The sequence below is a fragment of the Thalassobius sp. MITS945101 genome (genome assembly GCF_047123305.1).
In the GTDB taxonomy this organism is placed as follows: domain Bacteria; phylum Pseudomonadota; class Alphaproteobacteria; order Rhodobacterales; family Rhodobacteraceae; genus Thalassobius.
On record NZ_CP138918.1, the window covers coordinates 3,960,014 to 3,975,293 of the forward strand.

The 15,280-nt window shown below is 55.3% G+C and carries 14 protein-coding genes; 2 read left to right on the forward strand and 12 right to left on the reverse strand.

What is annotated here, in order from left to right:
• Positions 1 to 144 precede the first annotated feature (144 nt).
• The 10 genes from SIC14_RS19395 to SIC14_RS19440 all read right to left on the reverse strand — a co-directional run bounded on the left by SIC14_RS19395 (position 145) and on the right by SIC14_RS19440 (position 10,963).
• Entirely contained in the window at positions 145 to 1,338 is a 1,194-nt protein-coding gene (locus SIC14_RS19395) for a Gfo/Idh/MocA family protein (RefSeq protein WP_412563547.1), read from the reverse strand.
• Entirely contained in the window at positions 1,331 to 2,005 is a 675-nt protein-coding gene (locus SIC14_RS19400) for a hypothetical protein (RefSeq protein ID WP_412563548.1), read from the reverse strand. Before SIC14_RS19400 ends, SIC14_RS19395 begins: the two co-directional genes overlap by 8 nt.
• Positions 1,995 to 3,191 carry a Gfo/Idh/MocA family protein gene (locus SIC14_RS19405; RefSeq protein ID WP_412563549.1) on the reverse strand — a complete coding sequence of 399 codons (1,197 nt, stop codon included), beginning with the start codon at positions 3,189 to 3,191 and terminating at the stop codon, positions 1,995 to 1,997. The genes SIC14_RS19400 and SIC14_RS19405 overlap by 11 nt, the downstream gene beginning before the upstream one ends.
• The gene (locus tag SIC14_RS19410) at positions 3,181 to 4,038 is read right to left on the reverse strand and encodes a citryl-CoA lyase (RefSeq protein ID WP_412563550.1); all 858 of its coding nucleotides are present in this window, start codon (positions 4,036 to 4,038) and stop codon (positions 3,181 to 3,183) included. The genes SIC14_RS19405 and SIC14_RS19410 overlap by 11 nt, the downstream gene beginning before the upstream one ends.
• Positions 4,029 to 4,844, reverse strand: a complete 816-nt coding sequence (locus SIC14_RS19415) for a shikimate dehydrogenase (protein WP_412563551.1) — start codon at positions 4,842 to 4,844, stop codon at positions 4,029 to 4,031. Before SIC14_RS19415 ends, SIC14_RS19410 begins: the two co-directional genes overlap by 10 nt.
• Before the next feature lie 47 nt (positions 4,845 to 4,891).
• Complete coding sequence (locus SIC14_RS19420) at positions 4,892 to 6,775, reverse strand: bifunctional sugar phosphate isomerase/epimerase/4-hydroxyphenylpyruvate dioxygenase family protein (RefSeq protein WP_412563552.1); 1,884 nt, start codon at positions 6,773 to 6,775, stop codon at positions 4,892 to 4,894.
• A 4-nt stretch (positions 6,776 to 6,779) separates the two neighbouring features.
• The gene (locus SIC14_RS19425; RefSeq protein ID WP_412563553.1) at positions 6,780 to 8,075 is read right to left on the reverse strand and encodes a TRAP transporter large permease; all 1,296 of its coding nucleotides are present in this window, start codon (positions 8,073 to 8,075) and stop codon (positions 6,780 to 6,782) included.
• Positions 8,072 to 8,650: a TRAP transporter small permease gene (locus SIC14_RS19430; protein WP_412563554.1), complete on the reverse strand. Its 579-nt coding sequence runs from the start codon at positions 8,648 to 8,650 to the stop codon at positions 8,072 to 8,074. The genes SIC14_RS19425 and SIC14_RS19430 overlap by 4 nt, the downstream gene beginning before the upstream one ends.
• A gap of 51 nt (positions 8,651 to 8,701) precedes the next feature.
• Positions 8,702 to 9,709: a TRAP transporter substrate-binding protein DctP gene (gene dctP / locus SIC14_RS19435; RefSeq protein WP_412563555.1), complete on the reverse strand. Its 1,008-nt coding sequence runs from the start codon at positions 9,707 to 9,709 to the stop codon at positions 8,702 to 8,704.
• 96 nt (positions 9,710 to 9,805) lie between these two features.
• Entirely contained in the window at positions 9,806 to 10,963 is a 1,158-nt protein-coding gene (locus SIC14_RS19440) for a Gfo/Idh/MocA family protein (protein WP_412563556.1), read from the reverse strand.
• Between the two features lie 100 nt (positions 10,964 to 11,063).
• Between SIC14_RS19440 and SIC14_RS19445 the strand changes: the two genes are divergently transcribed.
• Complete coding sequence (locus tag SIC14_RS19445; RefSeq protein WP_412563557.1) at positions 11,064 to 11,717, forward strand: GntR family transcriptional regulator; 654 nt, start codon at positions 11,064 to 11,066, stop codon at positions 11,715 to 11,717.
• 172 nt (positions 11,718 to 11,889) lie between these two features.
• Here the strand turns inward: SIC14_RS19445 and SIC14_RS19450 are convergent, their stop codons facing one another.
• Positions 11,890 to 12,438 carry a substrate-binding domain-containing protein gene (locus tag SIC14_RS19450; RefSeq protein ID WP_412563558.1) on the reverse strand — a complete coding sequence of 183 codons (549 nt, stop codon included), beginning with the start codon at positions 12,436 to 12,438 and terminating at the stop codon, positions 11,890 to 11,892.
• A gap of 598 nt (positions 12,439 to 13,036) precedes the next feature.
• Between SIC14_RS19450 and SIC14_RS19455 the strand changes: the two genes are divergently transcribed.
• Positions 13,037 to 13,867 (forward strand): SDR family oxidoreductase, encoded by an 831-nt coding sequence (locus SIC14_RS19455; RefSeq protein ID WP_412563559.1) that lies wholly within the window; start codon positions 13,037 to 13,039, stop codon positions 13,865 to 13,867.
• A 10-nt stretch (positions 13,868 to 13,877) separates the two neighbouring features.
• On the opposite strand, the gene folE2 is transcribed toward SIC14_RS19455, so the two are convergent.
• A complete protein-coding gene (gene folE2 / locus SIC14_RS19460) occupies positions 13,878 to 14,966 on the reverse strand; it encodes a GTP cyclohydrolase FolE2 (RefSeq protein ID WP_412563560.1) in 1,089 nt (362 codons plus the stop codon).
• Positions 14,967 to 15,280 lie beyond the last annotated feature (314 nt).

Below are 15,280 nucleotides of genomic sequence, written 5' to 3' on the forward strand. Positions count from 1 at the left end.
CCCCAATCATCGGCGAATCTCAATTTCGCCTCACGTTTTCTAAAATATCTGATATTTTTGGAATCATCAATTGTTCTTTCAGCAAAAGAAAAGCGCCCGGATTCCCGCGCGCTTTCCCAACTGCATTCGACTATTGAGTACGACTTATGGGATTGGCGTCCAACTTCCGCTTGCCTCATTCGAACGTACCGAGGCCGCAATAAACCGCACCCCATCTGCGCCTTCAGACACTTTCGGGAAGGCCAACCATTCATCGGGAACGGCAACTCCATCCCTGCGGGAGGCCACGGCCATCGCAAGCTCGGTATAGAGATTGGCCCAGGCCTCAATGATCCCCTCCGGGAAACCACGCCCCGCACGCACAAAGCGTTCCGTATGCGCGCTCAACCCATGTCCGTGCCCTCGGCTAAGTACCTGATCTGGTTGACCATAGATGTTAAGTTTCAACTGCTCGGCCTTTTCCAAGTCCCATTCGACGCCCCCTTCAGAGCCATAGATCCGCAGACGCAAGCCGCCGCGATTGCCTGGTGCCAGTCGGGTCGCCATCAGGGTGCCGGGAACCTCGTCCACATAGCGCGTGAACATGAAGGCAGTGTCCTCCAGCGGTTTGGGCGCACCACATACGTGAAACTCCGCACGGAGATGGGTCATTTCCAGCCCGGACACAAAAGATGCCAAATGCGCGGCATGGGTGCCAATATCGCCGACACAACTGGTCGGGCCAGAAACCTTAGGATCCAACCGCCATTTCACATGCGGGGCGTCTGCCACTTCTTGCGGGGTCATCCAGTCCTGCAAAAACTCAACGTGGATCTGATTGATCTTGCCGATCTGCCCTGCCGTAACGATTTCACGGGCTTGCCGGATCATCGGAAAACACGACATCACATAGCCTACGCCGAAAACCTGACCGGTCTGCGCCGCCATCGAAACAAGAGCCTCGGCTTCGCCGACGTCATTGGTCAGCGGTTTGTCACACAGGACACCAATGCCCGCCTCAAGAAACGCCTGGGCGGCGGCGAAATGCAGGTGATTGGGCGTAGTGATCATAACCGCATCCACCCCATCTGGACGGGCGGCTTCGGCAAGGGCCATTTCTTCGAACGATGTGTAACAACGCTCTTGCGGCAGAAACCACTCTGCTCCGCGCGCCTTGGACCGTGTGGCATCCGAAGACAATGCGCCGGCCGCGACCTCCCATAGGTCCGACAGGCGGGCGGCCGTTGCCTGTGTGGCCGAAATCCGCCCCCCGCCCACAACACCCAGCCTCAATCGGCGCGACAGCTTTGGAAAGGGGCCATCGAAATTAAAACTCTCAGGAAGCAGACGTTCAGTCATCGCGGCCTCCGATGGCTGGCACCTCAGCGCCTTCTGGCAACAGTTCTATCGCCATGAAGATACTGGGCGTTGTGGTTTCATATTGATGCCAGGGATAGTTCCCCTCTGCGTCATACATCGGCCGATGTGTCATACCGGGGGCCATTGGCTCCTCAAGGTAGAGCGTTGCCGGATCGCGCCGCCTGCATTGCTGCATTTTGCCAAACCCCACAATCTGCGTATGAACTTCGCGGAACCCTGGCACAGGGCAAAACGGGTGATCGCGATGCAATCCAACATTCAGCGGAACGGAGGCGGAATGATACAGGCTTAACCCCAGATTACCGACGTAAGCCTTTGGGGACATGTAATGTTCCACTCCACGCAGGCGTTCCTCACCCCGCACCTCAAAGGCGGTTGGCCATTGATCCCGCACAGCGGCACATAATGCAGCATCGGCCCCGTGCCCTTCAAATCGTCCAATCAAGACCGCGCGGGACACATCGGTCAGAGTAACGTTGGCAAAAATCGCGGATTGAAGCGGAGCCAGTTTCTGCGTCTCTATTCCTATGTCGTTGTCACCTAAGTTCACAACAATCGTGCGATCCTCGATCTCTAAACGGGCCTCGTCAGAGACATGTCGCAAACCAAAGAAAGGTTCGCCGATGTTGATAGTTTCAATTGGCATCTGCCACCTCCTGATTTGATCGGGCACGGCCTTGCAAAAAATCAATGGGCAGCGGTGCGGGGACGTCACACCGGCTTTGAATGCTCTGATACCTCCCAAGCCCAGACGCACGTTCAATCGCGTCCATCACTTCAAACACGTGAAAGGCCAGATCCCCGCTGGCACGCGGCGCGCGCCCCTCCTCCACGGCTTGCGCCAAATCCAGAAGTCCCAGCCCGCGGCTGTTTTCGTTAAATCCATGGAAGTTCTCGGCAATTTGCCATTCATCGCGACCCTTTGGCCTTGGCTGATGGCTCCAACGCGATGTATCGCGCGTGCGGAACCAAACAGGGCCATGGAAATCGTTGGCCCCGTGCACGGGGTCCGGATCCGGGATCAAGACCACCCCGTCTTCGCCGTAAATCTCCAACCGGGGAGTTTCACTGTCCCAGGTGTCAAAGCTCATGGTCATGGACCCGATGGCCCCATTGTCAAATTCCAGCAGGCTGACACTGTGGGTGTCGACCTCGACCGGAATTTCTGTGCCAGTCCTAGGCCCGTTTTCAATGAGCCGCCTGTCAAACGCCCTGTTGCCCATCCCTGCAACACGGGCAATCGGGCCAAGGCAAAAGACCATCGCGGTCAGATAGTACGGTCCTAAATCCAACAGCGGCCCGCCGCCACACTGGTAGTAGAAATCTGGATTAGGATGATGCCTTTCGGTGCCATGTGTTCCGACATGCGCAAAAACACCTGTTGGACGACCAATCGTTCCTTCATCGATCAAGCGGCGCACAGTTTGCCAACGACCGCCCAGAAACGTATCCGGCGCATTTCCAAGTTTCAGATTTTTTTGCTTTGCCAGAGCAATCAGCGCCTGCCCCTCGGCAATATCTGTCACAAAGGGTTTTTCAGAATAGACATGTTTGCCTGCCATCAGGGCCTGCCGCGTCACCTCGGCATGGGCGGCTGGAATTGTCAGGTTCAAGATACAGTCAATGGATGGATCTTCGATCACTTCGTCGACGGAACACGCGCGCGCAATACCGTGCTGCGCTGCCTTCGCACGGCTTTCAGTCAGATCGAGGCTGGCACAGGCCACCACCTCAGTATGCGCGTATTTGGCAAGTGTTGTCAGGTAGATGTCACTGATGCGGCCACATCCAATCAAGCCGACCCGGAAGGATTTCGAAGCGTCATTCTGCATTTTCTCTGGCTTCGTCTTTGTTTCGTTTTCCTTGGTAGAGGGGCAAGTACTGCGGCGGCATTGGCCCCTTGTTTCGCCCGCCTTGGTTCATCTGTTCCCACGCATGGGCCAGAACCCCAACGGAACGGGAGAGGCAAAACAGCCCGCGTGACAGGGGCGCAGGGAACCCAAGCTCGCAGAAAATCACGGCTGTTGCGCCGTCGATGTTCATGGCGATCGGTCGTCCACCGCGCTGCCTTGCCAATTCTGTCTGCACAGCTTCGCCAATGTCTGCGAACCGACCCGAAACGGTGCCCGCTTTCGCTGCTTCACGAACGAGGGCCATCAAACGTGGTGCACGTGGATCAACGGGTTTGTGGAACCGATGGCCAAAACCGGAAACGATCTTGCCGTATTCGGCGCGCCAATCGTTCAGCCCTGCGCGGGTGGCCGTTTCCAAGTCCATACCGGTTTTCAAACGATCCGCGATAAGGTCATAAAGTTCGGCGCATTGCTCCCCTGCGCCGCCGTGCACATCCCCCAGCATGTTGACGGCTGTCGCCATCACATTGTTCAGACCAAGACCACAAGTTGCGGCCATCCGCGCGGCAGCAATCGACGGGGCTTGGGGTCCATGATCGACCCCGGCCACCAAGGCCGTTTCCAGAAGCGCTGCTTCGCCTGCGGTCGGCAGATCCCCACGTATCATCAGCCAGATCATCTGGGCGAAACTGACGTTGCCGATCAGCTGTTCCACCGGATGACCGCGAAAGGCAATGCGACCAGGTTCCATATCTATGATTTCGGTGCGCCACCAATGCCGAACGGCGTCTGCGTCCGTGCCATTTTCCTGAGCTTTCATAGACATTGCTCTTCCTTTGAGTTGCGTTGCGACAACTGGTCGAACCGCCGCACCATGCGGTCCGGATCCGGTGGGGTTTGAGTGAAGAGATGAAAGACAGCCACGGCTTGGAACACAGCCATCCCTGTGCCATCCATAGTCCGCAGCCCGGCTTGGCGTGCGGCCTTGATCAGCTCTGTTTCTTTTGGGAAATAAACAATGTCGGACACCCAGCCGCCGTGCGGCAATCCTTCTGGATGAAAAGGAATTCCGGAATACCCGTTCATCCCTACAGGGGTGGCATTGACCGCACCGTCGAGCGTTGCCCAGTCCACGGCATCTATATCCTGCGCAACCCGTACATGTGCCCGAGGCCGCCCGCGCGCCAATACGCCTTGCAATTCCTGCGATTGCGCGGGGTTGCGATCATAAAGGATCAGGTTTCGGGTGCCTTGATCCAGTAGAGCAAGGGCCACAGCCCGTCCCGCGCCGCCCGCCCCAAACAAAAGTACGGTGTCTATTGACGCGCGCGGCAACGCCCGCCGCAAGGCTGAACGATAACCGATGTAATCAGTGTTGTGACCGATGCGTTTGCCGTCTTGGAAAACGATCGAATTTGCACTGCCAAGCAGGGCGACGACATCACTCATTTCATCAAGCAGCGGCACAACCTTTTGCTTGAACGGGTGGGTCACATTCAAACCGACAAATCCGCTCTCCTCTGCCTTGGAAACCAGATCCGTCAAGGAAGAGGTGCGATAGGGTGAGCAGTTCACGTCAATCTTGCAATAGTCATACCGCAGCCCCAGCGCCTGACCTTCTGCAACATGCATTTCGGGTGTCAGCGAGGCCTGAATCCCCTGCCCGATCAGACCAGCCTTCATTGCGCCATCTCCGGATTATGTTGACTGTGAATTTGGGCCGCCAGACGGGCGGAGGCATTGCGCGCGCCGTAGCCAGCATATCCTTTGCGGCGCTCAACAATCTCGAAGAAGAAGCCACCGAAAATGGGTTGGCTATAGATCTGGAAATATTCGGTTCCATTATGTTGGTCATAGAGGATGTTCGCCGCGCGCAACGCTTCGGTAAACTCATCCGACAGATCAAATTGAGACTGCAGGTCATCGTAGTAGTTGGGCGAAAAGGCCAGCCGCGGAAATGTATTCTTCGCCAGTTGCTCGGATGTTTCGAAGATGTCGTCTGTTAGAAAAGCAATGTGCTGAACCCCTGCACCAAATCGATCAGCTAGGAACCCCGCCGCAAACGTCCGCCGTCCTTCGGCGCCATTGAGGTTCAGCCGCACCTCTCCTTCAGGGCTTTCGATGACCTGCGAATGAACGATCCCTGAAGGGTCAGCCACGTCGACAACAGGTGACTTGGCCATGTCAAAAGTAGAAAGGTAATACAGCAGCCAGCTCTGCATCTCTTCGTGGCGCATGGTCTGGGCAACATGATCAACACGACGCAGCCCCGCAGGTTGGTGCGCCTGAGTTTTCGCCACCAGATCAAATTCGATGTCCCACACCCGATGCAGGTCAGATTTCTCATCGATGAAATGCACCACATTCCCGCCCACGCCGCGAATGGCCGGAATGTCCAATTCACCGGTCCCGACAGGTTGTGAAAAGGCGTCTGTGCCAAGAGCGGTTGCGCGCTCAACAGTCTGGGCGGCATCCCTGACCCGAAGCCCCATATCGCAAACCGTTGGTCCATGTTCTTCAAAGGCTTTGCGGGCGAAACCATCTTGGTCAGAGTTGACCACAATGTTCACCGCCCCCTGCCGCCACAGCTCGACCGATTTGGTTCGATGTTGACGCTCCATCCGAAAGCTCATGGAACTCAACAGTTTGGTCAACTCGTCTCTTGACGCCGCATCCACTGCAAATTCGAGGAACTCAAAGCCGGAACTGTATACAGGAGGAGGAAGCTGAGGGATGTCAAAGCGAAGATCCGGATCATCCCGCGACACCCCGTCCAGCAGGTTTACCAAGGCCCGATAGCCGTCGGTGGCCATTGTCCGTCCACCTGGCAACGGGCTGTGTTCATTGACACGCGCAATCGACCACGGGCCGTTGTACCCGCCCCGCGCCAGAACTTTGACAAAGCCCGCAAGGTTCAATCGCCCCTGCCCCGGCAACAAGCCGAAGTGCCGCTTCATGCCACGCATCTCCGCGCCGACTTTCGGGGCATCTGACAATTGCACATGGAAGACCTTGCGGGCAGGAACGCTACGTAGAGCGGCTGGTTTGGTCCCATCTGCCAGAGAGAGGAAACTGTTCAGCGCCAGCCCAAGGTTGGCGTGATCCACGGTTTCGACCAGTGACAGGGCCTGTGTATCTGACTGAACGTAGCCCGCCCAGGGCAAGCCCAGATAGGCAAGACGCACCCCTCGCGCTGCAGCGCGCTCAGCGGCGTCTGCCAAATCGGCCTGCAGCCGGGGTTCATCATCGGTCTCAGCTGAGGATGCCCCAACCAGCAGTAATTCCGTTCCGAGCGATTGCATCAGGTCAAACTTGCGTTCAAGCCGGTCGAAGCTGCGCCGTCTGGCTTCCCCTTCCCAGCCTTCCAGATCGTTGAATGGCTTGAGCAGGTTCGTCTTGAGGCCACAGACCTCAACCATCGAGCGCAGATCCTGCGCCGAACCGTGAAAGCCGGTGAAATCAGGCTCATGCAGCTCAATGCCTGTGAAGCCGGCTTTGGCAATAGCGGCCACCTTATCCGCCAGTGATCCGGGGATAGACGTAGTAGAAATCGCAAGTGTCATTGTCTTAGCCTTGGTAGCCCAACAGTCTGGGCAGCCAGAGAACGAGGTCCGGAGAGGTGATCAGCAAGAGGAGCGCCGCGATGAGAACCGCAAGGAAGGCCCAGATCTCTGAGATAATTTCGCGCAGAGGAATGCCCGTCACCGCATTGATAACAAACAACAAGATCCCATAAGGCGGAGTAATCAATCCAATCATCGAGTTCACGACGACAAGAACACCGAAGTGTACCAGATCGATCCCAAGCGCCTGACAGGTTGGAATGAACAACGGTACAATCACCAGAATGATCGTGGTCGCGTCCAGAACGCACCCCAACAACAGGATCAGAATGTTCACCGCAATCAGAAACAGCAGCGGGCTGACATCCGCCCCTTCAAGCAAGGCTGAGATGCTCTGCGGGATTTGTTCCTGAATGACGATGAAATTCAGAATGAAAGCGCCACCGATCACAACGCCAACGGCAGCAGAGGACCGCGCCGAATCCACGAAGACGCGGTAAAGGCCACGCAATGACAAAGCGCGGTAGAACAGCGCCGCCAGCAAAAGCGCGTAGAAGGCAGCAACCGCAGCAGCTTCGGTTGGGGTCGTGACCCCGCCATAAATGCCGTAAAGCAAGATCGCAGGCATCAAAAGGGCCGGAAATGCGTTAGCGGTTTTTCGGGGCAATTCGCTTAGCGGAATTGGATCTTCTAGGGCAAAGCCGCGCTTGCCCGCCAGATAGTAGTTCATCGCCATCAACACGATCCCCATGAGCAGACCGGGCAGGATCCCTGCAAGGAACAGAGAACCGATGGAGGCTTTGGACACCAGCGCGTAAAGCACCATCGGGATGGACGGCGGGATGATTGGGCCGATTGTGGCCGAAGCCGCAGTGATCGCCGCCGCATAGCCCCTGCCATAGCGACCATCTTTGGTCATCATTTCAATGATGATCTTGCCAATGCCCGCTGCATCCGCAACCGCCGAACCGGACATGCCCGAGAAGATCAGCGAGGCCACAACGTTTACGTGGCCCAAGCCCCCTTTGAACCGTCCGACAGCCGCCACACAGAAATTCAGCAATCGGTCCGTGATTGAACCGGCATTCATGATGTTGGCGGCCACAATGAACAGCGGGACAGCAAGCAGGATTGTGCTGCGATAAAAACCCTGCAGGATCTTCTCACCGGCCAAAGCCACATCCAGACCTGCAACGCCAAGGTAGGCAATCGACGCCAACAAGATGGAATACCCAATCGGGGTTCCGATGCCTGCAAGGACGAACAAGGTCAGCAGGCAGGTCATTAGTTCCAGGCTCATTTGGCGGCTCCGTCCTGCGTATCATTCGTTGCGGGGGTCTGATGTTCGGCTTCGTTCAGATCGTCGACGACCATCTCTAGCTCTGTCTTGGGGGGGCCTTGGCGCAGGACCGTTACGAACATCAGCGCGTATCGAACGATGATGGCCAACATGAACACCGCATAGATAGAGAAGACATCGCGCAGTGGGATTTTGTTTCCTGAGAACGGGTTACGCACCGTTGACGTTTTACGGATCTTCATCCAGTCGATGTAATCCCAGGTCGGCAGATAGGTGTAGATCATTCCGACGATGATCGCAGCCGCCCCGACCAGTGACATGATTTGCCGCGCGCGACGTGGTGAGGAAAGATAGATGATATCGAACTTCACATGGTCCTGTTCGCGGACAACAAAGGCACAGCTGAAGAAGATCACCCAGACCCAGAGGATACCGATCAACTCAAGCGTCCAGCCAGCGGGAGTGAAAAAGTACCTTAGAACAATCTGCAACAGAAAGGTCAGGAAGATTGCCGCCAGTAACCCGCCGGCAATCGCTTCGGTAATGCGGGAGAACCACTTGAGTATTGTCTGCATCGTCGTTCTCCCTTTTGATTTAGCTCGGAAGGATCCGATCAGTTTCCCTGATTAGTTCCCAAGGGCGTTGATCTTGTCCAGAACACCTTCAGGCCAGGTCGCGGCAAACTCGCTGTCGAGATACATCGACTGCACCTGATTGCGGAAGGCGGCCAGATCGGGCTCATAGATCGTCATCCCCTGATCTTTGAGGAAGGCGACAAGGTTGGATTCCTTCTCCAGCTGCTTCTGACGGCCGCTTTCAGCCGCTGCATCCGCCGCCTTCTGCACCATCGCCTGCTGGTCAGCGCTCATGCCGTCCCAAACGCCTTTGCCGATCGCGATGTAGTTGAGGTCCACCAGGTGCGACGTCAGAACGATCTGGTTCGTCACCTCGTAGAACTTAGCGTCTACGACGGTTGGCAGAGGGTTGTCCTGACCATCAACCGCACCGGTCGACAGTGCGGTGTAAACCTCGGAAAATGCCATCGGGGTCGGGGCGGCGCCCAGTGCTTTGCCCAGGAACTGCCATGCGTCGGTCCCCGGCATCCGCAGGTTTACCCCCGCCAGATCTGCCGGTGTGCTGACCTTCAGGTCATCAGGGCTTTGGCGCAGGTTCACCTGACGACGGCCAAGATACATCACGGACAGCAGCTTTACGCCTAGCTCATCTTCGGCCTTGGCTTTGAAGTCATCCATCAGAGGATCATTGAACACCGCAACCTGGTGCGCGGCATCCTGATGGACATATCCGGCCGTGAAGATCGAAAACTCGGGGAAAAACTGCGCCAGCTCCTGGGCTGAGGTGATCGACATCTCAAGGTTGCCACGCGAAATCGCGTCCAGTTCAGTGCCTTGCGCAAAGATAGTGCCATTGTAGCTTGGCTCGTAGCTGGCGAATTCAGCGACCATCGGTGCGAAGACTTCTGCCATCGCGACCGAACGCTGATCCGTTTCAGACCCCGAGGTTGCGAGTCTGAGTTGCAGTTTGTCAGCGAAGCTGGCCCCGGTGCTGCCCGCAACAACCCCTGCAGCAACAAGTGCAGTGACCGCGGCACGGCGCGAGAATTTCTTAAACATAGTAGTCCTCCCTTTGAGCGATTTGTGAAAGCTCGTTGATAGATTTGCCTGACTCTCTGATTTTTGCAATATTTTTTACAAAATATCAGATATTATTTAAGCTCCCTCATTTTCTTTATGCTTTTCAGTCACCTGCAGGTCTTTGATGTACTGAACCAAACCGGTCTCCCCAGCTTTCTGGATTGCCTCAATCACCTGGAGTGTGCGCAGCCCTTCACGTCCCGACACCAGAGGAGCAGTTTGCCCGCGGACAACAGAGGTAAAATGAGCCATCTGGTTCACCAGTGGATCAGAGGCCGCCCGTGTCAGCGAACTGGCCGAAATTGGCGTCCACCAATCCGGCGCGCCATCTGAATGCGACCACAGCCGCAGATCCGGTACCGAAAGTGACCCCGTTGAACCGCCAATCAAATAACAGCTTTCCGGCGTCGGCGGATAAATCGGGTATTCACGAGAGGTCAGTTCCCAGCTCCACGGTGCGGCGATGCTATCGGAAACCGTGAGCGTACCCACTGCACCATTTGCAAATCCCAAGACCGCGCCAGCAACATCTTCGTTCGCGTAGCCTCTGCGTGAAGGCGCTGTCAGCGCCTGAACGGTTTTTACTTCGCCACACAGGTAACGCAGCAGATCAATATCATGGACCAGATTGACAGAGATCGGCCCTGCCCCTTTCTCTTTGCGCCAAGGGGCCTGATCGAAATAGGCATCGGGTTTATAGAACCAACAGGTCGCTTGAACGGCGCGCAGTTCACCCAGATCTCCGGCGGATATCACCTGATGCGCCTTCTGGATTAGCGGATTGTGCCGCCTGTGATGCCCAACCAACAAAGGCACGCCAGAGGTCTCAGATGCAGCCACAAGCGCGAGAGCTTCGGCAGCGGTTGTTCCCAAAGGCTTTTCCACCAGCACTGGACAACCGCGATCAATTGCAATGAGGCCCTGACCAACATGCAGTGGCGTAGGTGTGGCCAGCACAAGCCCGTCCGGAGCATTTTTGTCAAACAGCGCTTCGAGGGTTTCGTAACAAGGCACCCCGGCAGACGCAGCGAAGGCACTACCATCTTCACTTGGATCCACAATTGCGGAGAGGGCAGACTCTTGCAGTTGCGCCAGCGACGCAGCATGGCGTTTACCGACCAGTCCAACGCCCGCAATCGCAATTTTTAACTTCTTTTTCAATGCTGCCCCTCCCAGCGCCCCGTCCGCGCATCGTTCAGAAGTTAGCTTAGTCGGGCAATATGCGATTCGCAATAATATCTGACATTTTTAATTTCATCTCATTTTCGCACAGGTTGCCGCGCTGTCGCGCCCGTGATAAATGCTGGTTAATTCCAAAATCATCGGACAAGTGATGACAAAACAAACGGCAACCATCGGATCCAGCACCTACCAGCGCATCAAACACGACATCATTTTTGGTGTCTTGGAGCCTGGCTCAAAGCTCAAGCTTGAGGCGCTGAAAGAGCGTTACTCAACAAGCAATTCGACCTTGCGGGAAACACTGAACCGGCTGACCAGCGATGGTTTTGTCGAAGCGCCTGAGCAACGCGGATTTCGTGTCACACCGGTTTCGCGCGAAGACCTGATTGAAATCACCGAACTTCGTGTTTTGCTTGAATGCCACGCCCTGGAGCAATCCATTGAGAACGGTGATACGGATTGGGAAGGAAACCTTGTAGCCGCGCATCACAAACTTCACCTCATGGAACAGAAGCTCCTCGGAGGTGACGATTCAGACGTTGAGCTTTGGAAGCGTTATGACTGGGAGTTTCATCAAGCTTTGATCGCAGCCTGCAACTCCAAAAACCTGCTGGCGCTACATTCCACAATTTTCGACAAGTATTTGCGTTATCAGATGCTTGTTCTGACCTATCGCGGTGACGTTGCGGTTAATGAGCACCGTGCAATGTTCGACGCTGCGCTTGCACGTGACACCAAGACTGCGCGCCAAGTTTTGGAAGCCCACATCCGCAACGGCCTCTCGCATACACTTGAAGCGATGTAACGCTTATGTCCCAGGCGGGTGTTTGAATGTTTCGGTGCGATAAAAAGTTGACTTCCAAACACCGCAAGCATCGAACCAAACATACCCGGAATCGCCTTGGTATGAGATGTAATGCGAACGATAGCATTCATAAAAATATTCATTTACTTTCAATCAATTATTGATTTGGCCCTTAGGTCTTTCCACCGTAATAAACTCCTTGAACGGCAGGATTTTTTGTGACCGGATCATCACCGAAACGGGATCGGAAATGGGACCGGATCCGTTGCCCGACCACGCCGAGGTTGAACCCGGCCCGTTTGGTCAGGCAGATCGGTAGCGTCACGTCGCCCATCACCTCCAGGTCCACCAACGCGCCGCGAGCGATGTCTGCTGCCATCATGTGGTCCGGCAAACGGCCCCAGCCAAGCCCTGCGAGGACCAGCACTTTTTTCGTCGACATATCGGTGACAAACCACTTCGGCGCCTGCTGCAGCAAGCCGACATCCGGCGATTTCTCATCGGTAGATTTCACCACCACTTGCGGGTGGCGTGCCAAATCCTCTTTGTTCATGTCTGGCGCAGGCCGGTCCAGCAGTTCCGGCGCCACGACCAGCGGAAAGCGCATCTGGGTGATTTCGCGGTAATCGATAAAGGGGCTGCGACTGGGGGCGGCAAAGATCGCAATATCCACCTGTCGCGACTGCGAGATCAAATACAATCCGGATTCGGTCAAAGACACGCTCGCCGCCGAGCGCGACCGGAGGCCGCTCACCCACCGACAACACAAAGCCTGGCCGGCAAACATGGGCCACGAAAATGAAAAGATCACCGAGGCTCACGAACGGAAGCTCTCCGAAGCGGAGCGCTTCGACCTGTTTGAGGAAATTGAAAAGGGTCAGAGCGCAAGCGGACCTACCTCACCTCGTTTGACCGATAGTCAGAAGCTTGCATTGATGAGCAAAGTGTTGGCGAGTGTTGGATGGCATAAGGAACCCGTCTAGAAGAATGGGTCGGATAAACGAACAGCTGAGGTGGAACGTAAACTTGGCGAGCCCTGTTTTGGTGGTGTCGCCGCAGACACCTTGAATGTCCGTTAAGGGCGGAAAGCGGGCTTTCAGCCGTTCTGAGTCCAGACCGATGCCTCTCCGGCGCTGGCACTCACAGATAGAGATACCGATATTTTTAATCATGAGCCGTCTCGAGGAAAGAAAGCGGATTCAGGCTCGATCCAGAAAATAGCAGATGCAACGGGTCGTTACTGATCCATATGTGGCAGGACTTCGTAATTGATTACATGTTCCCGATCCAATTTTCTCCAATCGCAACGGACAGTCTCAATGAATAAGGTGGCCCCAATAACCAAACCCGCGCTTAACGTCGACGACATTTTCTTTCCAGATGCGTATGATCAGCCGGCACCGCAAAACAGCGCTGTTTTGGTTACCGGGGCTGCGAAGCGTTTAGGGCGGGCGATCGCTGCGGACCTTGCAGAAGCCGGCTGGCGCGTTGTCATCCACTACAATGGCTCAAAGGTTGCGGCCGGCCGTCTCAAAAATGACATCGAAGCTGCTGGGGGGCGCGCTGAGATCGTACAGGCTGATCTTTCTATTCCCGACGAAGCATCGAAGTTGATTGAAAGGGCAGAAAACCTCTGCGGACCGATCGGCGTCCTAGTCAACAATGCGTCTGTATTTGAATGGGACGATTTGCCATCAGCCACGTCGGAGACCTTTGAGCAACACATGGGGGTGCACGTCAAATCACCCTTGTTGTTGTGCCAGCACTTTGCGGATCGTTTGCCGGAACAGGCGGGCGGCACCATTTTAAACGTGATCGATTCCAGGGTGCTTAGTCCTTCGCCGCGTCACCTCACTTACACGCTATCAAAATCGGGGCTTTGGAACCTGACACAGATCTTGGCAGAAGAATTTGCACCAAGGATCCGGGTCAATGCAATCGGGCCCGGCCCAATTTTGCCAGAAGCGGGCCGGACAGAAGAGCACTTTCGTGACCGCTGTTCACAGCTGCCCCTGCAAAGGCCTGCGTCTTTGGCTGAAGTATGCGAAACGATCCGCTTCCTGCTTTCTCAAAAAGCGATAACGGGGCAAATGATCGCTTTGGATGGTGGGGAACACCTTACCGGCTATCGTCCGCGCCCGTCGTCGTAATCAGCCCGCCTCAACCCACGTGATACATAGACGCGAACAGTCTATGGTCATAGCTAACCTGTTCGAAGGTGCGGCCCTTGGTCAGGATCGAGACTGCATCGTGGCTATGCAGAGACTCTTGGTGGCTTGCGATCACGCGGAAGTCACCGATTTGGCTTTGGCGATCGAGGCCAGCAAAAATAAGTCTGACGGCGTCTTCGACAAAGATCGGATTCGACCCGTTCAATTCAGCGAATGCCTGTTCGTCTTCACGCTTAACCATCACTTGCGTTTCTGTTGGTATGGCTTTCAGGCAAAGATCTACGAGATCTTCTACCCAAATCGTTTTGCCATCTTCGACCACAACTGAAATACGTGCTACGGACCGTTGAGAGTGTGGTGTCGCGATCTGCCCGCGGCTGTTTCGTGCGTGCTCGGACAGTTCCAGAGAACACGGACACGTCGAGGAATAGACGTAATCGAAATGCACTATTTTCGTTGATGATGCGCCTTTGCGGATCACCTCATAGGCAACGTCATAGTACTGGTATCCCTCAAGATTGCTGCGCAATGAACATTTTAGCATTGGGTAGCGCATGCTGAGTTGCAGCCGCGCATCGAAACTTTTGAGGTCATCCAGATAGCTTGTCAGAATTTGCTCGGCGGTCTCAAGATTGAAAGGAGCCTCGGCATACTTGTAGAACGAGCGCATAATCCGGCTCATATTTATGCCCTTCTTCGTCGCCTCAAGAGAGACCGACCCCGTCACGGATGTCTCAAGCGTCAAAGGTTCACCCGCGCGTGTCTGCCATTTTAGCGGCAGGCGGAAATTCGAAATGCCAACATGCTGAATTTCGGTTTTGGTCCCCTTGATCAGGCTCGACGGCCCGTTTTGAAGATCGGGCATCGCGGCTTTGTAAGCCGCATCGACCACAAAATCCTCTGGGTAACTGCGATTCAAACCAATGGTGTTTTGATTAACCGCACGAGAGTGATCGTTATCTACCTTAGATGTTGTGTCGCGACTGATTGGGTTCTGCGCTTTTTGTTCTTCGTCCGAAGAGGCGACAGTAGATGCCTTCGCATTGTTCAGTTGCTTGGGTAGCACGATCTCGTTCATGGTGTTTAACTCCTTAAAGAACAATGAGTATTACGCATCACGTGGGCGATCGGATCAAACCATGAAGAATATTTCGGGTGCCACGTCGAAAAACCAATGTTGCTGTGGGATTGGCCACGCAAGTGACATCCCCCTAAAAACAGGCGATGTCTTTTCCACCTCTCGGTTTATGGGCGCATAGACTTGCCTCTGCGGTTCTGAAGGCGGCTTTCACCCAACCCGGGAACACTTCGGGGAAACACCGCGAACCAAATCGGGTTGTTTTGCCATCTGTCTGTTTCGAACGTTCTGTTCACCGCAACAAAGGAAATCCA